This is a genomic window from Methylibium sp. Pch-M, assembly GCF_004136295.1.
GTDB classification, from domain to species: domain Bacteria; phylum Pseudomonadota; class Gammaproteobacteria; order Burkholderiales; family Burkholderiaceae_C; genus Methylibium; species Methylibium petroleiphilum.
In genome coordinates, this window is the sequence record NZ_CP029606.1 from 2,149,201 (window position 1) to 2,165,530 (window position 16,330).

A 16,330-nucleotide genomic window follows, 5' to 3' on the forward strand; every position below is an offset into this window, starting at 1 on the left:
GCGGCTCACACCACCACGTTGACCAGCCGGCCTGGCACCACCACCACCTTCTTCGGCGTGCGGCCTTCGGCGAACTTCGCCAGCCCGGGGCTGGCCAGCGCGGCGGCCTCGATCGCGGCCCGGTCGGCCGACGCGGGCACCTTCAGCGCGCCGCGCAGCTTGCCGTTGACCTGCAGCACCAGCTCGATCTCGTCCTGCACCAGCGCCTGTTCGTCGACCACCGGCCAGGGTGCGTCGAGCAGGTCGCCGTGCGCCTCGGCGTAGCCGAGGTCCTGCCACAGCGCGTGCGCGATGTGCGGCGCGGCGGGGTAGAGCGCGCGCAGCAGGATGCCCAGGCCCTCGCGCAGCGCCGCGCGGTCGGCGGCGGTGTCGGTGAGCGCGGCGCTTTCCAGCGCATTGAGCAGCTTCATCGCGCCGGAGACGACGGTGTTGTACTGCAGGCGGTCGTAGTCGTGGCTCACCTGGCGCAGCAGCAGATGCACGTCGCGCCGCAGGTCGATGGCGGCGCGCGAGGCGCCGGCGAAGTCGGTGCCGGCGGCCTGCACGGCCTCGCGCTGCTTCGTCGCGAAGGCCCACAGCCGGCGCAGATAGCGGAAGCTGCCCTCGGCACCCGAGTCCGACCACGCGGCGCTCTGGTCCGGCGGGCCGGCGAACATGGTGAACAGGCGCGCCGTGTCGGCGCCGAACTTGGCGATGATGTCGCGCGGCTCGACCACGTTGTTCTTCGACTTCGACATCTTCTCGATGCCGCCCAGTTGCACCGGCTGGCCGTCCTCGCGCGCGATGGCGCCGACGGGGTGGCCCTTGTCGTCGAACTGCACCTCCACTTCGCTCGGGTAGAACCAGCGCTTCTTGCCCGACGAGTCTTCGCGATAGTAGGACTCGTTGAGCAGCATGCCCTGGGTGAACAGCTTCGTGAACGGCTCGTCGAACTTGACCAGCCCGCAGTCGCGCATCGCCTTGGTCCAGAAGCGCGCGTACAGCAGGTGCAGCACCGCGTGCTCGATGCCGCCGATGTACTGGTCCATCGGCATCCAGTAGTCGTTGCGCGTGTCGACCATCGCCTCGTCGCTGTCGGGGCAGCAGTAGCGCATGTAGTACCACGACGAATCGACGAAGGTGTCCATCGTGTCCGTCTCGCGCTTGGCCGGGGCGCCGCACTTCGGGCAGGCCACGTTCAGAAAGGCGGCGCTCTTGTTCAGCGGGTTGCCCGAGCCGTCGGGGATCAGGTCCTCGGGCAGCAGCACCGGCAGGTCTTGCTCGGGCACCGGCACGTCACCGCAGTGTGCGCAGTGGATGATGGGGATCGGCGTGCCCCAGTAGCGCTGGCGGCTGATGCCCCAGTCGCGCAGGCGCCAGGTGGTCTTCCTGTCGCCCAGGCCCTGGGCGGCCAGCGCCGCGGCCACCGCGTCGACCGCTACCGGGTAGCGCAGCCCGCTCAGGTTGCCGGAGTTGATGGTCACGCCGCGCTGCTTGTCGGCATACCAGTCCTGCCAGTGGTCGTAGCTGAAGTGTTCGCCGTCGACGTGCACCACCTGCAGGATGTCGATGCCGTACTTCTTGGCGAACGCGAAATCACGCTCGTCGTGGGCCGGCACGCCCATCACGGCGCCGTCGCCGTAGCCCATCAGCACGTAGTTGCCGACCCACACCGGCACCGGCGCGCCGCTCAGCGGATGCTTCACGAACAGGCCGGTCGGCCGGCCTTCCTTGTCCTTGGTGGCCAGTTCGGCCTCGGTTGTGCCGCCGGCCTTGCAGGTCTCGATGAAGGCGGCGAGGTCCGGGTCCGAGGCAGCGGCATGCGTCGCCAGCGGGTGCTCGGGCGCCACCGCGCAGAAGGTCACGCCCATGATGGTGTCGGCGCGCGTCGTGAAGACGTGCATCAGGCCGTCGCCGATCAGCGCGCCGCTCGCGTCGCGGATCTCGTGCGGGAAGGCGAAGCGCACGCCGGCGCTCTTGCCGATCCAGTGCTCCTGCATCAGCCGCACGCGCTCGGGCCAGCCGTGCAGGAAGCCGGGGCTGGCCGGGTCGGCGACGTTGGCGAGCAGTTCGTCGGCGTACTGCGTGATCGCGAGGTAGTAGCCCGGGATCTCGCGGCGTTCGACCGGCGCACCGCTGCGCCAGCCCTTGCCGTCGATGACCTGCTCGTTGGCGAGCACGGTCTGGTCGACCGGGTCCCAGTTCACGACCTGGGTCTTCTTGTAGGCGATGCCCTTCTCGAGCAGCTTCAGGAAGAACCACTGGTTCCACTTGTAGTAGCCCGGATCGCAGGTGGCAACCTCGCGCGACCAGTCGAAGGCGAGCCCGAGCGGCTGCATCTGCGACTTCATGTCGGCGATGTTGTCGCGCGTCCACTGCGCCGGGGCCACCTTCTTGTCGATCGCCGCGTTCTCCGCCGGCAGCCCGAAGGCGTCCCAGCCCATCGGCATCAGGACGTTGTAGCCCTTCATGCGCAGGTAGCGCGCCATCATGTCGTTGATGGTGTAGTTGCGCACGTGGCCCATGTGCAGCTTGCCGCTGGGGTAGGGCAGCATCGAGCAGGCGTAGAACTTCGGACGGCCCGTGTCCTCGATGACGCGGTGCGCGTCGCGCGCGGTCCAGTGCGCGTGGGCGGCGGCTTCGATCGCGCCGGGTTCGTAAGCGGAGGCGGGGGCGGGATGCGGGGTGCTCATGCAGGGCACGGGCGCTGCGATGGCGCCGTCTCGGGAAAGTCGATGGATTCTAGGGCGCGACCCGTCGAGGACGACGGGCGTGCCGTGGCGCTCAGTTCGAGGAGGGCGGCACGGCCTCGGTGGGTTGCGCGACGAAGGCGATGCGGTTGAGGCCGGCGCTCTGCAGCCGGCCGATCAGCGCGGCCACGCGGCCGTAGGGCACGGACTGGTCGGCGCGCAGCTGGACCTCCAGACCGGGCTGGCGCCGGGCGGCTTCGCGGATGCGGGCGTCGAAGGCGGCGTCGGCCAGGGCCTCGTCGCCGAGATGGAGCGTGCCGTCCGGCGTGAGCGCGACGCTGACGAAGCTGGGCGTGTCGCTGGGTGTTGTGGCGTCGGCCCGGGGCAGGTCGAGGCGCAGGCTCGAGGTCATCAGCGGGGCGCTGATCATGAAGATCACCAGCAGCACCAGCATCACGTCGATCAGCGGCGTCATGTTGATGTCGCTCATCGGCTGCGGCAGCGCGGTGCGCTCCAGGCGACCAAAGGCCATGGCGGCTCAGCCTCGCTCGGTGCCCGGGCGGGGCGCCGAGGCGTCGTCGAGTAGCATCTCGCGCAGGTCGTGGGCAAAGCCCTCGAGCTCGGCCTCGCAGGCGCCGACCAGCTTGCCGAATACGTTGTAGGCCAGCACCGCGGGGATCGCGACCGCGAGGCCGGCGGCCGTCATGACCAGGGCCTCGCCGACCGGGCCGGAGATGCGGTCGATGCTCAGGTTGCCGGCGGCGGCGATGCCGAGCAGCGCGTGGTAGATGCCCCAGACGGTGCCGAACAGGCCGATGAAGGGCGCCGTCGCGCCGATCGACGCGAGCAGCACCTGGCCGAACTGCAACTGCATCAGCACACCGTGCAGGGCGTCGCGCAGGCGGCGCGTGAGCTGCGAGGCGCGCGCGCCGGCGGCCTCGAGCGTGCCGCCGCGGGCGGACTGCAGCCCGGCGTCGAGCAGGGGCACCAGCGCCGCCTCGCGATCGAAGGTCTGCAACTGCGTGCGGGCCGTCGCCAGATCGGGTGCGGCCCAGAACGCCGGGACGGCGCGCGCGAGGTCGGCACGCACCCTGCGCAGCAGCCAGGACTTCCAGAGGATCAGCACCCACGCGCTGACCGACATCAGCAACAGCAGCGCGGCGACGAGGCGGGTGATCGCGTCACCCTCGGACCAGAAGTGCACGAGACCGATGGTCACGTCGCCGCGAGGCCCAGAACGGCCTCCATGCCGTAGAGGCCACGCTGCTGGCCGGCGAGGAAACGCACCGCGCGCAGGCTGCCCTGGGCATAGGTGGCGCGACTGCTGGACTTGTGCGTGATCTCGATGCGCTCGCCGGTGCCGGCGAACAGCACGGTGTGATCACCGACGATGTCGCCGCCGCGCACGGTGGCGAAGCCGATCGTCGACGGATCGCGTTCGCCGGTGACGCCCTCGCGACCGTAGACCGCGCAGGACTTCAGATCGCGGCCCAGCGCGTCGGCCACCACTTCCCCCATCTTCAGCGCGGTGCCGCTGGGGGCGTCGACCTTGTGGCGGTGGTGCGCCTCGATGATCTCGATGTCGTAGCCCTGGCTTAGCGCCTTGGCGGCGGTGGCCAGCAGCTGCAGCACCACATTCACGCCCACGCTCATGTTGGGTGCCATCACGATGGCGATGTGCTGCGCGGCCTCGGAGATGCGAGCCTTGCCGGCCTCGTCGAACCCGGTGGTGCCGATCACCAGCTGCACGCCGAGCTCGCGGCAGGCCTGCAGGTGTGCCAGTGTGCCTTCGGGGCGCGTGAAGTCGATCAGGACCTGGGCGTTCGCAAGCCCGGTACGCAGGTCGTCGGTGATCATCACGCCGCTGCGCTGGCCGAGGAAACCGGCGGCATCCTGCCCGAGCTGGGGGCTGTCGGGACGGTCGAGCGCGCCCGCGAGCACGCAGTCGTCCGAGGCCAGCACGGCCTCGATCAGCATGTGACCCATGCGGCCCGACGCACCGGCGATCGCGATGCGGCGCCGTTCCGCCGCGGCCACCGCCTTCACGGCGTTGCCTCCAGCGGCGGATAGTCGCGGGCCGGGCCCTGCGGCGCGCTGTTCGGCTCCGGGATGCTGCCCTTGGCGGGCATCGGCAGCGCCTTGAGCTGTTCGTCGTTCAAGGCCAGGGTCGGCACCTTGGCGCCTTTCGTGCTCTTGGTGTCGATCGACGACACGAAATCGCGCTCGCTCGGCAGTTCGTCGGCCTCGAAGGATTTCATCGTGTCGCCGTCGAACAGCACGGTGACGCGGCGCTGCTGGTAGGCCGCGCCCGGGCGCCGGATCGTGAACACGTAGTCCCAGCGGTCGGCGTGGAAGATGTCGGCGAGCAGCGGCGACCCCAGGGTGTCACGGACCTGCGCCCTCGTCATGCCAGGCTTGACGGCAGCAGCCATCTCCTGCGTCACGACGTTGCCCTGAACAACCTCGACGCGATAAGGGGTGATCAGCCCGAACAGGCGGTCCGACGTGGAGCGCATGGAACTGCAGCCGCCGAGCACGACGGACGCCAGCAGCAGGCACAGGGCACGGAGGTGGGGCGAGGAAGGCATGGACATCGGTGCAGCAGGCGGGCCGCTGCGAGAGCGACGGGGTGCCCGCCGCACCAGGGCCGCAGGCTCGATATGATCCAAGAATTCTAGTGGAGCCCACCTGCCCCGAGGACCTGCCGATGACCACCCATGCCGAAGACCTCAAGAGCAGCGGACTCAAGGCCACCCTGCCGCGCCTCAAGATCCTCGAGGTGTTCCAGACCTCGGCGGTGCGCCACCTGACGGCCGAGGACGTCTACAAGCACCTGCTGGCCGACGGTTCCGACATCGGCTTGGCCACGGTCTATCGGGTGCTGATGCAGTTCGAGCAGGCCGGCATCCTGTCTCGCAACCACTTCGAGTCGGGCAAGTCGGTGTTCGAGCTCAACGAGGGCAAGCACCATGACCATCTGGTGTGCGTGGTGTGCGGGCGGGTCGAGGAGTTCTACGACGCCGAGATCGAGAAGCGCCAGCTGCAGATCGCCCGCGAGCGCGGCTACGAGTTGCAGGACCACTCCCTCGCGCTCTACGTGATCTGCGGGCGCGACGGCTGCAAGGGCAGCAACTCGCCGCGCTGACCGACGTTCAGATCGGTTCGTCGCCTTCCATCGCGATGCGATGGCGGGCAATGAACTCCTGGTAGGTGTCGATGCCGCGCAGCTTCAGGATGGTGTTGCGTACTGCGGCTTCGACCAGCACCGCGAGGTTGCGGCCGGCATCGACCGCGATCACTGCCTTCAGCACCGGCACGTCGAGGACGTCCTCGTAGAGCGGCTCGTAGGGCAGCCGTTCGAAGTCGCGCTCCATCGTCTCCTTGCGCACCAGGTGCACGATGAGCTTGAGGCGCATCTTGCGACGCACCGCGGTCTCACCGAAGATCGCCTTGATGTCGAGCAGGCCGATCCCGCGCACCTCGAGCAGGTTCAGCAGCAGGTCGGGGCAGCGGCCTTCCAGGGCCGTCTGCGACACCCGGTACAGGTCGACTGCGTCGTCCGCCACGAGGCCGTGGCCGCGCGAGATCAGCTCCAGGCCGAGTTCGCTCTTGCCCAGGCCGGACTCTCCGGTCAGCAGCACGCCCAGGCCGAGGATGTCCATGAACACGCCGTGCCGCGTGGTGCGGTCGGCGAAGTGCTGGCTCAGGTGGGCGCGCAGCACGTCGATCACATGGCCGGCGGATTCCTCGGTCACGAACAGGGGGATGTCGGCGCGTTCGCACATCGCGACCAGCCGGTCCGGCGGCGTCTGCTGGTCGGCCACGATCACCACCGGCGGTTCCAGCGTCACGATGCGCGAGATGCGACGTTCCTGGTCTTCCGGGGGAACGTCGACGAGGTAGCGCACCTCGCGTCGCCCGACGATCTGCACGCGATAGGGGTGGATGTAGTTCAGGTAGCCCACCAGGTCGGCGGCCGACTGGGCATCGCGCACCGCGACCTCGTCGAAGCGGCGCTCCGGGTGGGCGTGGCCGGCGAGCCATTCCCAGCGCAGCGCGGTGCGGTGAGCCTCGAACAGCGCCTCTGCGCTGATGACGGTGGGCTTCATTGACCGCCTCGGATCGCGCCAGCCGTTGCGCAGCAAGGCACGCGCGGACGTGGTGCTGCAGAACGAACGGATTGGGGCTTCATTGACTGCCTCGGATCGCGCCAGCCGTTGCGAAGCAAGGCACGCGCGGACGCGGTGTCGCAGAACGAGCGAGTTGGGGCTTCATTGCATCGCCCCGGCGCAGGCCGGCTGCGTCGCTCGAGCCGGGAGCGGCAGGTCGCTCACGCGACCGACTTCAGCGGTTCCCAGTTGGCGATCAGCTCGTGGAGCTTGGCGGCGTCGGGCTCGGTCTTGAGCTTGTCGCGCAGGGCCCGGTCCGACAGCAGTTCGGCAATCTCCGAGAGGATCTCGAGGTGGCGCTGCGTGGCCGCTTCAGGCACCAGCAGGAAGATCAGCAGCGACACCGGCTCGTCATCCGGCGCGTCGAAGCCGATCGGCTGCTGCATGCGGATCACCGCCGCGAGCGGGTTCTTCAGCCCCTTGATCCGGCCATGCGGAATGGCCACGCCATGACCCAGACCGGTCGACCCCAGGCGCTCGCGGGCGAACAGGTTGTCGGTGACCGTCGCCCGTGCGATCGCATGCCGGTTCTCGAACAGCAGGCCCGCCTGCTCGAACACGCGCTTCTTGCTGGTGGCGTCCACATCCACCAGCACGTTGCTGGCGGGCAGGATGGCGGAGAGACGGTTCATCTAGGGGCAGCGCCGGTTTCGACGGGAGGGCCTTGGCCAGCGCTTCGCAACAAACGAGTGACAAATTATAGGAAGGAGGCCGGCCCCGAGTCTCGGGCGAGCCCTCCAGTCCCCGCGATGAGGTGCCCGAGGTTGCGGTGCGGCAACGGCTTCCCGTCCGATCGGCAAGAACAAAGCGGCCCGCAGGCCGCTCCTTTATGGTCCGTGATCCTTGCGGTGGGCTTACTGCAGATCTGGTGCATCGAGGCGCTTGGCCGAGGCGTGGTGGTGGTCCTGCACCTTGTCCTTGTGACGGCAGACCTGGCGGTCGAGCTTGTCCATCAGCTCGTCGATGGCGGCGTACAGATCCTCGTGGGCCGATTCGACGAAGATGTCCTTGCCCTTGACGTGCACGTTGACCTCGGCCTTCTGCCGCTTCTCCTTCTCCTTCTGCTTCTCGACGCTCAGCAGGACATTGATGTCGACGACCTGATCGAAATGTCGAGTGACCCGGTCTAGCTTTGTGAGTACATACTCACGCAGAGAAGGCGTCACTTCGAGATGGTGTCCGCTGATCGTCAGGTTCATAAGTTCGCCTTTCACTGAGGGTTGAGAAGGAAACCAGCGACGCCGGGACACGACATGCCGTGTCCCGGCGGTCCGGTTCAGTGTGCGCCCGACGCTGCGGCGTGACAAGCCGATGACCGAGCCGGAAACGGGCCGCAGCGGGCTCGGCGCGCTGGCGCGAATGCCATAATCCATTGGTTTCGTTGTCGGAGCTTCCGTTGGACACCACCCCACCTCGGTGACCGTCCACTCCAACCGCTTCCGCGCCTCTTCGGGGGTGCGATACCGCAGGGAGTGAGACGGTCTCGATCTCACTTCCCAAGCCGACCCCGAGCCCAGCTTACGGGGTCGAATCCGCGGCGCGTCGGCCCGCGCGGTCGTTGGAGTTCGCATGCTGAACGTCTTCACGCTCGCCAATGGGCGGCTGTTCCAAGAAGAAATCGAGAGCGCGGCAGCGCTCGCCCATGTGCGGCCGGTGTGGGTCGACCTGGAAAGCCCGACGCCCGAGGAAAAGGGTTGGTTGGCCGGCCGCTTCGGCCTGCACATTCCCGAGAACATCGTCGACGACGACCTGGAGGAGTCCGCCCGCTTCTACGAGGAAGACAACGGCGAACTGCACATCCGCTCCGACTTCCTGATCCACGACGAGGCGACACGAAATGTCCGCGTGGCGTTCATCCTGCATGACAAGGTGCTTTTTTCGGTGCATGCCGAAGACCTGCCGGTGTTCCGCCTGCTGCGGTTGCGGGCGCGCCGCACGCCGGCGCTGATCGAAGATGCCAAGGACGTGCTGCTCAAGCTCTATGACGCCGACGCCGAGTACTCGGCCGATTCGCTCGAGGGCATCTACGACGAGCTGGAGAAGGTGTCGTCGCGCGTGCTGCAGTCGGAGGTGAACGACCAGACCGCCGCCGAGGTGCTGGCCGCCATCGCACGCCAGGAAGACTTGAACGGCCGCATCCGCCGCAACGTGATGGACACGCGACGCGCGGTCAGCTTCATGATGCGCAGCCGCCTGCTCAATGCCGAGCAGTTCGAGGAAGCGCGCCAGATCCTGCGCGACATCGACTCGCTGGATTCGCACACCGCCTTCCTGTTCGACAAGATCAACTTCCTGATGGACGCCATCGTCGGCTTCATCAACATCAACCAGAACAAGATCATCAAGCTGTTCTCGGTGGCCAGCGTCGCGCTGCTGCCGCCGACGCTGATCGCCAGCATCTACGGCATGAACTTCAAGGCGATGCCGGAACTCGACTGGAGCCTGGGCTATCCGTACGCGCTGGGCCTGATGGTCGCGTCGGTGATCGCGCCGTTCTGGTATTTCCGTCGCAAGGGTTGGCTGTGACGGCGGCGCGGGGTCTCCGCGCTGCCGGCGAGACGCGATGAGCTCCGATGCTCCCGTGGGCCGCGGGCTCTGGCGCATCGGGGCGGGAACGACGCTGGTGGTGCTGGCCTTCAGCGTCGTCAACCCGGTGCTCGCCGTGACGCTGCAGCGTCGGGGTGTGAATGCCGGCGCGATCGGCCTGTTCGCGATGCTGCCCTTCCTGACCGTGGCGACGATGATCCCGGTGATGCCCCGCGTGTTCGCGCGCCTCGGCGTGATCCGCGCCTACCGGGGCGGCCTGGTGCTGGGCGTGCTGTCGCTGGCGGGCTATGCGCTGACCGACAGCTATCTCGCCTGGTGTTGCTGGTCGGTACTCGGCGCGTTGGGCGCGGCGGCCGAATGGAACGGCACCGAGGCGCTGATCGCCTTCAACGCGCCGCCGGCCCGGCGCGGCCGCTTCACCGGGCTGTACCAGACCGCGCTGGGCGCTGCTCTCGCGGTCGGTCCCTTGCTGCCCGGTGCGCTGCAATGGCTGTTGCCCGCGGGGCAGCCACTGCACACGGTGTGGCTGCTGTGGGGCGCCGCCGCCATCTACGCACTGGCACTGGGGGTCACGGCCGGACCCGCCGTCGGCCGCCTGCGGGCCTCGCACACCGGCGGCAGCCACGACAGCCTGCGGGCCGCGCTGCGGGCGCGCCCGGCGCTGGTGTGGATCGCTTTCGCGGGTGGCGTGTTCGAGGCGGGCCTCGGTGGCATCACCGCGGCCTACGGGTCGCAGCTCGGCATGTCGCTCGGCGTGGCGACGTCGATCGCCGGCGCACTGGGCGTCGGCAGCTTCGTGCTGCAGTACCCGGCCGGCTGGCTGGCGGACCATGCGCCGGTGCGGCGGGTGTTCGGCGTCGCCGGTGCGTTGTTGCTGCTGTCGGTGCTGGCCTTCGGCCTGGCACCCCGCGTGGCCGTGTTGTTCTGGGTGGCGGCTTTCCTGTGGGGCGCGATCGGCGGCGCGCTCTACACCTTGACGATGGTCCGCGTGGCGCACGAGTTCACCGGGCGCTCCACCATCGCCGGCACCGCGGCGATGATCACCGGCTACACCGCCGGCGGCGCCGTCGGGCCGGCGGTCAGCGGCCTGATGCTCGAACGCTGCGGTGTGCCGGGGCAGTCGCTGTGGCTGGCCGCACTCGCCGTCAGCGTGATCGCCGTGGCGCTGCGCATGCGTGCCGGACCCGAGGGTTAATGATCCGGCAATCCCTCAGCGGCTGGCGCGGCGTTTGAGCCAGCGCATCAGCACGCCGATCGCGGGCAGCTTCTCGTACAGCTCCTCGGCGGCATCCCAGTAATCGCGATGCTGCGCGATCCGGCCGTCGGCGGCGAAGCGCAGGTGCGAGGCACCGCGCACCGTCTGCAGCTCGTAGCGGTAGCGCTTGAAGCGGAACAGGAAGTCCCAGGTCAGCAGGCACTGGTCGCCTTGCACGATGACGTCGCGCACCACGAAGCGCGGTTCGTCGAGTGCGTCGAACATGTGGGCGAAGACCGCCTGCACGGCGGCCAGCCCCTCGACCTCGTTGAAGGGGTCCTTGAACAGCGCGCCTTCGGTGTAGATCTCGCCCAGGCGCGGCAGGTCCTCTCGGGTGAGGTGCTCGAAGCGTGCGATCACGCGTGCGACGCGGGTGTCGTCGGTGGAGGCCGGCATCACAGACCCGTGGCGCGGCGCACCGCCTTGAAGTACAGGCCGTCACCCACATGGCTCAGCAGCTTCATCCACAGCGTGAAGCGCTTCGGGAAGTGCAGCTCGAAGACGCCCGAGGCCCAGCCCGCGAGAATGGCCTGCGCCGCCTGCTCGGGGGTCAGCAGCGCCGGCATCGCGAAGTCGTTCTGCGCCGTCAGCGGCGACTCGACGAAGCCGGGGTTGACGATCGACACGCCGATGCCCTTCGCGTGCAGGTCGAGGTAGAGCGCCTGCGCCAGGTTGATCAACGCCGCCTTCGTCGGCCCGTAGGCCAGCGAGTTCGGCAGACCGCGGTAGCCGGCCACGCTGCCGACCAGGCTCAAGTGCCCTCCCGAGCCGGCCGCGGCCTGCTCGAGCAGTCCGGGCAGCACCGCGTCGACCAGATGCAGCGCGCCGACATAGTTGACCTGCTGGTGCAGCAGCATCTCGTCGAGGTCGAAGGCCGTGGCGCGCTGCGGCTTGTAGTGGCCGGCGCAGTACATCGCGAGATCGATACGCCCCATCAGGCCCCGCACGCGGCGCGCCGCGACCTGCATCGCGGCATGGTCGGTCGCGTCGAGCACCACCGCATGGCTGCCGGGATGCTCCTGCACGAAGCGCTCGAGGTCCGCCGCCTTGCGGGCCGACACCACCACGGTCGCGCCCTGCGCGTGCAGCGCCGACGCGGTGGCGCGACCGATGCCGCTGGAGGCGCCGACCAGCCAGGCGAGCTGGCCGGACCACTCGGTGAGGGGGGGATTCAGGGACATCGAGGCTCAGCGCTTGTAGAAGGACAGCGTGACCTCGCCGAGGCGGACACCGAACTTGCTCATCACGGCCTTGTTCAGCATCACGCGCTCGTCCATCAGGTACATCCAGTCGTCGAACTGCACATCGATGACCTTGCCGTCCACCGGCAGGCGCAGCGTGTAGCGCCAGTTGAAGGCGTTGCCCGCGGCCTGGCCCTGTGCCTCGCCGCTCACGTCGTCCGCGGTGCCGGTGTAGCGGCCGCCGTCGAGCTTCTTCAGGCGCCAGACGCGGCGCTGCTTCGTGCCGTCGCTGTAGGTGAAGTCCTCGTCGAGCACGCCGTCGTGGCCCTGCCAGCTGCACTTCATCACCACATGGAAGCGCTTGACGACCTTGCCCGAGCGGTCGGTGAACACGCCATGGGCGTCGAGCGTGCCGTTGAAGTACCGGGCGAGGTCGAGCGTCGGCTGCTCGGCGGCGTAGTCGGCGACGGTCGGGCCGGCGCAGCCGGTCAGGCCGCCGGTGGCCGCGAGTGCCACGGTCGCGCCGACCACCACCAGCAGGGTGCGCTTGTTCATGCGAGATCTCCAGCGTCGGGGTGGCGCAGCCACAGCGCCCACAGCAGCAGCGCGGCGCCGAGCTTCAGCGCGCACGGCAGCAGGCAGTAGGCGAAGCTCAGCGCGGCGAGTGCCTGCGGGTCCCGCGCACCGGTCTCGTAGCCCGTGGCCTGCAGCAACGGCAAGGCCACGCCCGCGGCGAGCGCGAGGTTGAGCTTGGTCGCGAAGTTCCACCAGCCGAGGTAGGCGCCCTCGCCGTGGCCGGCGTGACCGGCACGCTGGATCACGCCGGTCAGCAGCGCGCCGGGCAGCGTGAGGTCGGCGCCGAGCGCCGCGCCGCTGGCGATGCACACCGCGAGGAAGCCGAGCGTGTCGCCAGCGCCCAGTGTCGCGGCCCAGCCGAAGGTGGCGATCGCCAGCCCCATGCCGGCGAGCCAGCTGCGCGCCAGGCCGAAGCGGGCGACGCTGCGCAGCCACAGCGGGATCGATAGCGCACCGGCCGCGAAGTACGCCGCCAGGAAGGCCGGCTCCCAGGCCGGAGCCTGCAACCGGTCGCGGATGAAGAACAGTACCAGCGTGGCTGGCACTGCGCTGGCGATGCCGTTGACGATGAAGATCGCCAGCAGGCGACGAAACGCCGCCACGCGAAAGGGCCGCACCGATGCGGCGCCACCGGCGGCGAGGGGTGGGCGGAGCACCGCCCGTGGTGCCTGCCGCAGCAGCACCAGCCCGGCCAGCAGCAGCACCGCGAACACCAGCGTGGTGGCCTGCAGGCCGGCCGCCGACGGCAGCACGCTGGCAATCAGCACCCCCACCACCGCGGCCCCTTCGCGCCACGCGACCACGCGGGCGCGGCCCGCCTCGTCGCCGCCGAGCCGTGCACCCCAGGCCTGATGCACCACCGAGACCACGCTGTAGCCCAGGTAGGTGAAGGCCAGACCGATCGCGCACCACGCGAGCAGGGCCGCCGTGCCTGCGACGGCGGGAAAGAACAGCGCGCGAAAGCCGATCGCGAGCACCAGCGCCGCGATCGTCGCGGCCCACCACGCTGACAGGGCCTTCCGCGCGAACAGCCGGTCCACCCAGCGGCCGATCAGGGGGTCGGCCAGCGCGTCCAGCAGGCGCGCGCCGAGCAGCACCGCGCCGAGCGCGGCCAGTGGCACGCCGAACTGCGCCGCGTAGTGATTCGGCAGCAGCACGTACAGCGGCAATGCGACGAAGGCCAACGGCAGGCCGAGGGCGCCGTAGCGCAGGCCGTCGCCGGACGAAGCCAGCCCGGCCGTCGCGCGCGGCAGGCCGAGCGCTGCCATCGCCCGCTCGCTCATGGCGAGCCCCCGAGCAGCGATCGCCGCAGCGCCGGCTGCGAGGTCTGCGGGCCGAGCCAGATGCCGAAGAAGCGCTGCGCGAACGTGGGGTCGCGCAGCTCGCCGGCCGGCTGGCCGTTGAAGTAGAAGCGCGCCATCTCGCCCGGCCGGTGCAGCCCGGTGATCCGGGAGCCGGCCTCCACGTTGGGGAAGGTCGTCGTCATGAAGGCCAGCCAGCCTTGTCGCTGCGCGTCGGGCAGCGGGCCGGCGCGCTGCATCTCGTCGATCGAACGCTCGGCGATCTTCTCGCCGTCGAGCGAGCGGGCGTACTCGAGCTCGAGCGCGAAGCGGTGCGCCGCATAGTCCTCCCGGCCGGGGGCGGTGACGGGATAGTCGGGGCCGACCCACAACCGGGCGTCGTAGATGTGCAGGCCGAAGTAGCGCAGACGGCCGCTGCCTTGCAGGCGCGCGCCTGGCAGCTCGGCCAGCGCCTCGGCCGGAGGCCGGGCCGCGGCTTGCGCCCGCAGCGCCGGCACGGCCACTGAACACGCGGCGGCGGCCAGGGTCTGGAGGCAGGCGCGACGTTCCATCAGACGCCCGCCGCGCCGGGCTTGCGCAGCGTGAACTGCACGATGTCGGTGTTGCCGGCCGCGAAGGCCGCCTCGCAGTAGGCGAGGTAGAACTCCCAGATGCGCACGAAGCGCGTGTCGAAGCCGAGTTGGCGCACACGGGCCTCCTCGCCCATGAAACGTTCGCGCCAGCGCCGCAGCGTCTCGGCGTAGTCGGGCCCGAAGCGGAAGGTCGTCTCCACCTCGAATCCCGCGCGGCGAGCCTCGGCCTCGAAGGCGCCGATGCTCGGCAGCAGCCCGCCGGGGAAGATGTACTGCTGGATGAAGTCGGTGCTCTTCATGTAGCGATCGAACAGGTCGTCACGGATCGTGATGCTCTGGATGCAGGCGCGCCCGCCGGGCTTGAGCTTGTCCGACAGCGTGCGGAAGTAGCCGTCCCAGTAGGCGCGGCCGACCGCCTCGAACATCTCGATCGAGACCACCGCGTCGAACGGACCGTCGGGGATGTCGCGGTAATCCTGGAAGCGCAGGTCGCCCCGGCTCGCGAGGCCGGCGCGCTGCAGCCGCTGCCGCGCGTAGTCGAGCTGCTCGGACGACAGCGTGACGCCGGTCACGTGGGCACCGAAGTCTCGCGCCGCGACCTCGGCCACGCCGCCCCAGCCGCAGCCGATCTCGAGCACGCGCGATCCCGCCGTCACGCCGGCCTCGGTCAGCGCACGCCGGATCTTGGCGTGCTGGCCCTCGGCCGTGGAGCGCCGCGGATCGCCGTCGAACCAGGCGCTCGAGTAGCTCATCGTCTCGTCGAGCCAGAGCGCATAGAAGGCGTTGCCGAGGTCGTAATGCGCGTGGATGTTCTTCTTGCTGCCGCGGCGCGAGTTGCGGTTGAGCAGATGCCGGGCGCGGTACAGCAGCGAGCCCCACCAGCTGCCGTAGACCAGGGTCTCGATCTCCTCGCGATTGGCGACGAACAGCCGCAGCAGCGCCGCCAGGTCGGGTGTGCTCCAGTCGCCGGCGATGTAGCTCTCCGCGAAGCCGATGTCGCCGCTGCGCAGCGCCGCGCCGCAGACGGCCCAGTTGCGCAGCCGGATCGCGGCGCGAACGTCGCCGCCCTCGCGCAGGCCGCCGAAGCGTGCGCTCGTGCCGTCGGGCATCTGCACGTCGAGCTGACCGTGCCGCAGTTGCGTCAGCAGCCGGAACACGGCGCGCGCGGCAGCGGGCGCCGACGGCGGCAGGGTGGCGGGCTCGAGACGCGGCACGGTGCCGCCATGGGTGGTGGTGTTCATCGGTCGTTCAGCGGCTGACGAAGGCGCGGGGCGGGACGGGTTTGCCGAAGAAGGGCACGCGCTTGAGCCACAGCCGCAGCGCCTGCCAGTGGATGCGCGCGATCACCCCGGCACTCATCAGCGGCATGCGCCAGAAGGCACGTCGCAGGCTCGCCGCGTTCAACGGCACGAGCGCGCCGCTGACGCTGGTCTGCAGCAGGGGGCCCTGGGTGTCGTCGTGCGCGACGCAGGCGACGATGTGCTCGGTCGCGTCCGGGTGGGACCGCAGCGCCGCGGGTCTCGGATGCGTGGTGCGCAGGAACCGGAAGCGGTAGCGGCCCTCGATGGCGCAGAACGGCGAGACGTGGAAGACCTTCGCGGCGCTCAGTTCCCGGCCCCAGGTCAGGCCGTCGCCGTGCAGCAGGTAGCAGTGGCGCTCTCCGAAGGTGTTGTTCACCTCTGCGACGATCGCGGCGAGCGAGCCGTCCTCGCGGTGCGCGTACCAGAAGCTCACCGGCTTGAACACGTAGCCGAGCACGCGCGGATAGGTCTGCAGCCAGACCTCGCCACGGGCATCGGCGACGCCTTCACCGGCCAGCAACTCGTCGAGCCAGGCCAGTGCGTCGGCCCGGCCGTCGCCATGGTCGGCATCGTGAAAGCCGATCAGGCCGAAGCGGTTGCGCGGCAGCGCCGCGCACGGCGCCGCGCGCAGGCTGCGCATCGGCAGCATCAGGAAGTAGGTGGGGTAGGCGAACGCGTGTCGCGTCGGGCGCAGCCGCGTATGGCGCACGCTGCCGAAGGCGATCAGCGGGCGTGCGGCGATGCCCACGGCCAGCGGGT

18 protein-coding genes are annotated in these 16,330 nt (G+C 69.6%); 3 read left to right on the forward strand and 15 right to left on the reverse strand.

Annotation, left to right across the window (positions count from 1 at the left end; genetic code table 11):
• Nucleotides 1-5: 5 nt before the first annotated feature.
• From leuS to C1M51_RS10360, 5 genes are all read right to left on the reverse strand, one after another.
• Nucleotides 6-2,672: a leucine--tRNA ligase gene (gene leuS, locus C1M51_RS10340; protein WP_129449567.1), complete on the reverse strand. Its 2,667-nt coding sequence runs from the start codon at nt 2,670-2,672 to the stop codon at nt 6-8.
• A 91-nt stretch (nt 2,673-2,763) separates the two neighbouring features.
• Nucleotides 2,764-3,201 carry a biopolymer transporter ExbD gene (locus tag C1M51_RS10345; RefSeq protein WP_129449569.1) on the reverse strand — a complete coding sequence of 146 codons (438 nt, stop codon included), beginning with the start codon at nt 3,199-3,201 and terminating at the stop codon, nt 2,764-2,766.
• 6 nt (nt 3,202-3,207) lie between these two features.
• Nucleotides 3,208-3,882, reverse strand: coding sequence for a MotA/TolQ/ExbB proton channel family protein (locus tag C1M51_RS10350; RefSeq protein WP_409072628.1), 675 nt, complete (start codon nt 3,880-3,882; stop codon nt 3,208-3,210).
• Nucleotides 3,883-3,884: 2 nt separating this feature from the next.
• Nucleotides 3,885-4,655: a 4-hydroxy-tetrahydrodipicolinate reductase gene (gene dapB, locus C1M51_RS10355; RefSeq protein WP_242500042.1), complete on the reverse strand. Its 771-nt coding sequence runs from the start codon at nt 4,653-4,655 to the stop codon at nt 3,885-3,887.
• 56 nt (nt 4,656-4,711) lie between these two features.
• Entirely contained in the window at nt 4,712-5,263 is a 552-nt protein-coding gene (locus C1M51_RS10360) for an outer membrane protein assembly factor BamE (protein WP_011827823.1), read from the reverse strand.
• Nucleotides 5,264-5,376: 113 nt separating this feature from the next.
• On the opposite strand from C1M51_RS10360, the gene fur reads away from it, so the two are divergent.
• On the forward strand, nt 5,377-5,814 hold the full coding sequence (gene fur / locus C1M51_RS10365; RefSeq protein ID WP_011827824.1) for a ferric iron uptake transcriptional regulator: 438 nt from the start codon (nt 5,377-5,379) through the stop codon (nt 5,812-5,814).
• Nucleotides 5,815-5,821: 7 nt separating this feature from the next.
• Here fur and hprK read toward each other — a convergent pair whose 3' ends face one another.
• The 3 genes from hprK to hpf form a co-directional block, all read right to left on the reverse strand.
• Entirely contained in the window at nt 5,822-6,778 is a 957-nt protein-coding gene (gene hprK, locus C1M51_RS10370; RefSeq protein ID WP_011827825.1) for an HPr(Ser) kinase/phosphatase, read from the reverse strand.
• A 221-nt stretch (nt 6,779-6,999) separates the two neighbouring features.
• Nucleotides 7,000-7,470, reverse strand: a complete 471-nt coding sequence (locus tag C1M51_RS10375; protein WP_056320386.1) for a PTS sugar transporter subunit IIA — start codon at nt 7,468-7,470, stop codon at nt 7,000-7,002.
• A gap of 222 nt (nt 7,471-7,692) precedes the next feature.
• A complete protein-coding gene (gene hpf, locus C1M51_RS10380) occupies nt 7,693-8,037 on the reverse strand; it encodes a ribosome hibernation-promoting factor, HPF/YfiA family (protein WP_011827827.1) in 345 nt (114 codons plus the stop codon).
• Nucleotides 8,038-8,407: 370 nt separating this feature from the next.
• Here hpf and corA point away from each other — a divergent pair, with 370 nt between their 5' ends.
• Both corA and C1M51_RS10390 read left to right on the forward strand, forming a co-directional pair.
• Nucleotides 8,408-9,364: a magnesium/cobalt transporter CorA gene (gene corA, locus C1M51_RS10385; protein ID WP_036232848.1), complete on the forward strand. Its 957-nt coding sequence runs from the start codon at nt 8,408-8,410 to the stop codon at nt 9,362-9,364.
• Between the two features lie 37 nt (nt 9,365-9,401).
• Nucleotides 9,402-10,580: an MFS transporter gene (locus C1M51_RS10390; protein WP_129449573.1), complete on the forward strand. Its 1,179-nt coding sequence runs from the start codon at nt 9,402-9,404 to the stop codon at nt 10,578-10,580.
• Nucleotides 10,581-10,595: 15 nt separating this feature from the next.
• Here C1M51_RS10390 and C1M51_RS10395 read toward each other — a convergent pair whose 3' ends face one another.
• Genes C1M51_RS10395 through C1M51_RS10425 form a run of 7 tightly spaced genes read right to left on the reverse strand, consistent with a single transcriptional unit; the run spans nt 10,596 to nt 16,313 of the window.
• On the reverse strand, nt 10,596-11,036 hold the full coding sequence (locus tag C1M51_RS10395) for a nuclear transport factor 2 family protein (protein ID WP_129449575.1): 441 nt from the start codon (nt 11,034-11,036) through the stop codon (nt 10,596-10,598).
• The gene (locus C1M51_RS10400; protein ID WP_129449577.1) at nt 11,036-11,821 is read right to left on the reverse strand and encodes an SDR family oxidoreductase; all 786 of its coding nucleotides are present in this window, start codon (nt 11,819-11,821) and stop codon (nt 11,036-11,038) included. Before C1M51_RS10400 ends, C1M51_RS10395 begins: the two co-directional genes overlap by 1 nt.
• Nucleotides 11,822-11,827: 6 nt before the next feature.
• The gene (locus C1M51_RS10405; protein WP_129449579.1) at nt 11,828-12,376 is read right to left on the reverse strand and encodes a DUF3833 domain-containing protein; all 549 of its coding nucleotides are present in this window, start codon (nt 12,374-12,376) and stop codon (nt 11,828-11,830) included.
• Nucleotides 12,373-13,680 (reverse strand): MFS transporter, encoded by a 1,308-nt coding sequence (locus C1M51_RS10410; RefSeq protein WP_129449581.1) that lies wholly within the window; start codon nt 13,678-13,680, stop codon nt 12,373-12,375. Before C1M51_RS10410 ends, C1M51_RS10405 begins: the two co-directional genes overlap by 4 nt.
• Complete coding sequence (locus C1M51_RS10415; protein ID WP_129449583.1) at nt 13,677-14,249, reverse strand: chalcone isomerase family protein; 573 nt, start codon at nt 14,247-14,249, stop codon at nt 13,677-13,679. The genes C1M51_RS10410 and C1M51_RS10415 overlap by 4 nt, the downstream gene beginning before the upstream one ends.
• Complete coding sequence (locus C1M51_RS10420) at nt 14,249-15,511, reverse strand: cyclopropane-fatty-acyl-phospholipid synthase family protein (protein ID WP_129449585.1); 1,263 nt, start codon at nt 15,509-15,511, stop codon at nt 14,249-14,251. The genes C1M51_RS10415 and C1M51_RS10420 overlap by 1 nt, the downstream gene beginning before the upstream one ends.
• Nucleotides 15,512-15,518: 7 nt before the next feature.
• Nucleotides 15,519-16,313 (reverse strand): DUF1365 domain-containing protein, encoded by a 795-nt coding sequence (locus C1M51_RS10425; RefSeq protein WP_129452161.1) that lies wholly within the window; start codon nt 16,311-16,313, stop codon nt 15,519-15,521.
• Nucleotides 16,314-16,330 lie beyond the last annotated feature (17 nt).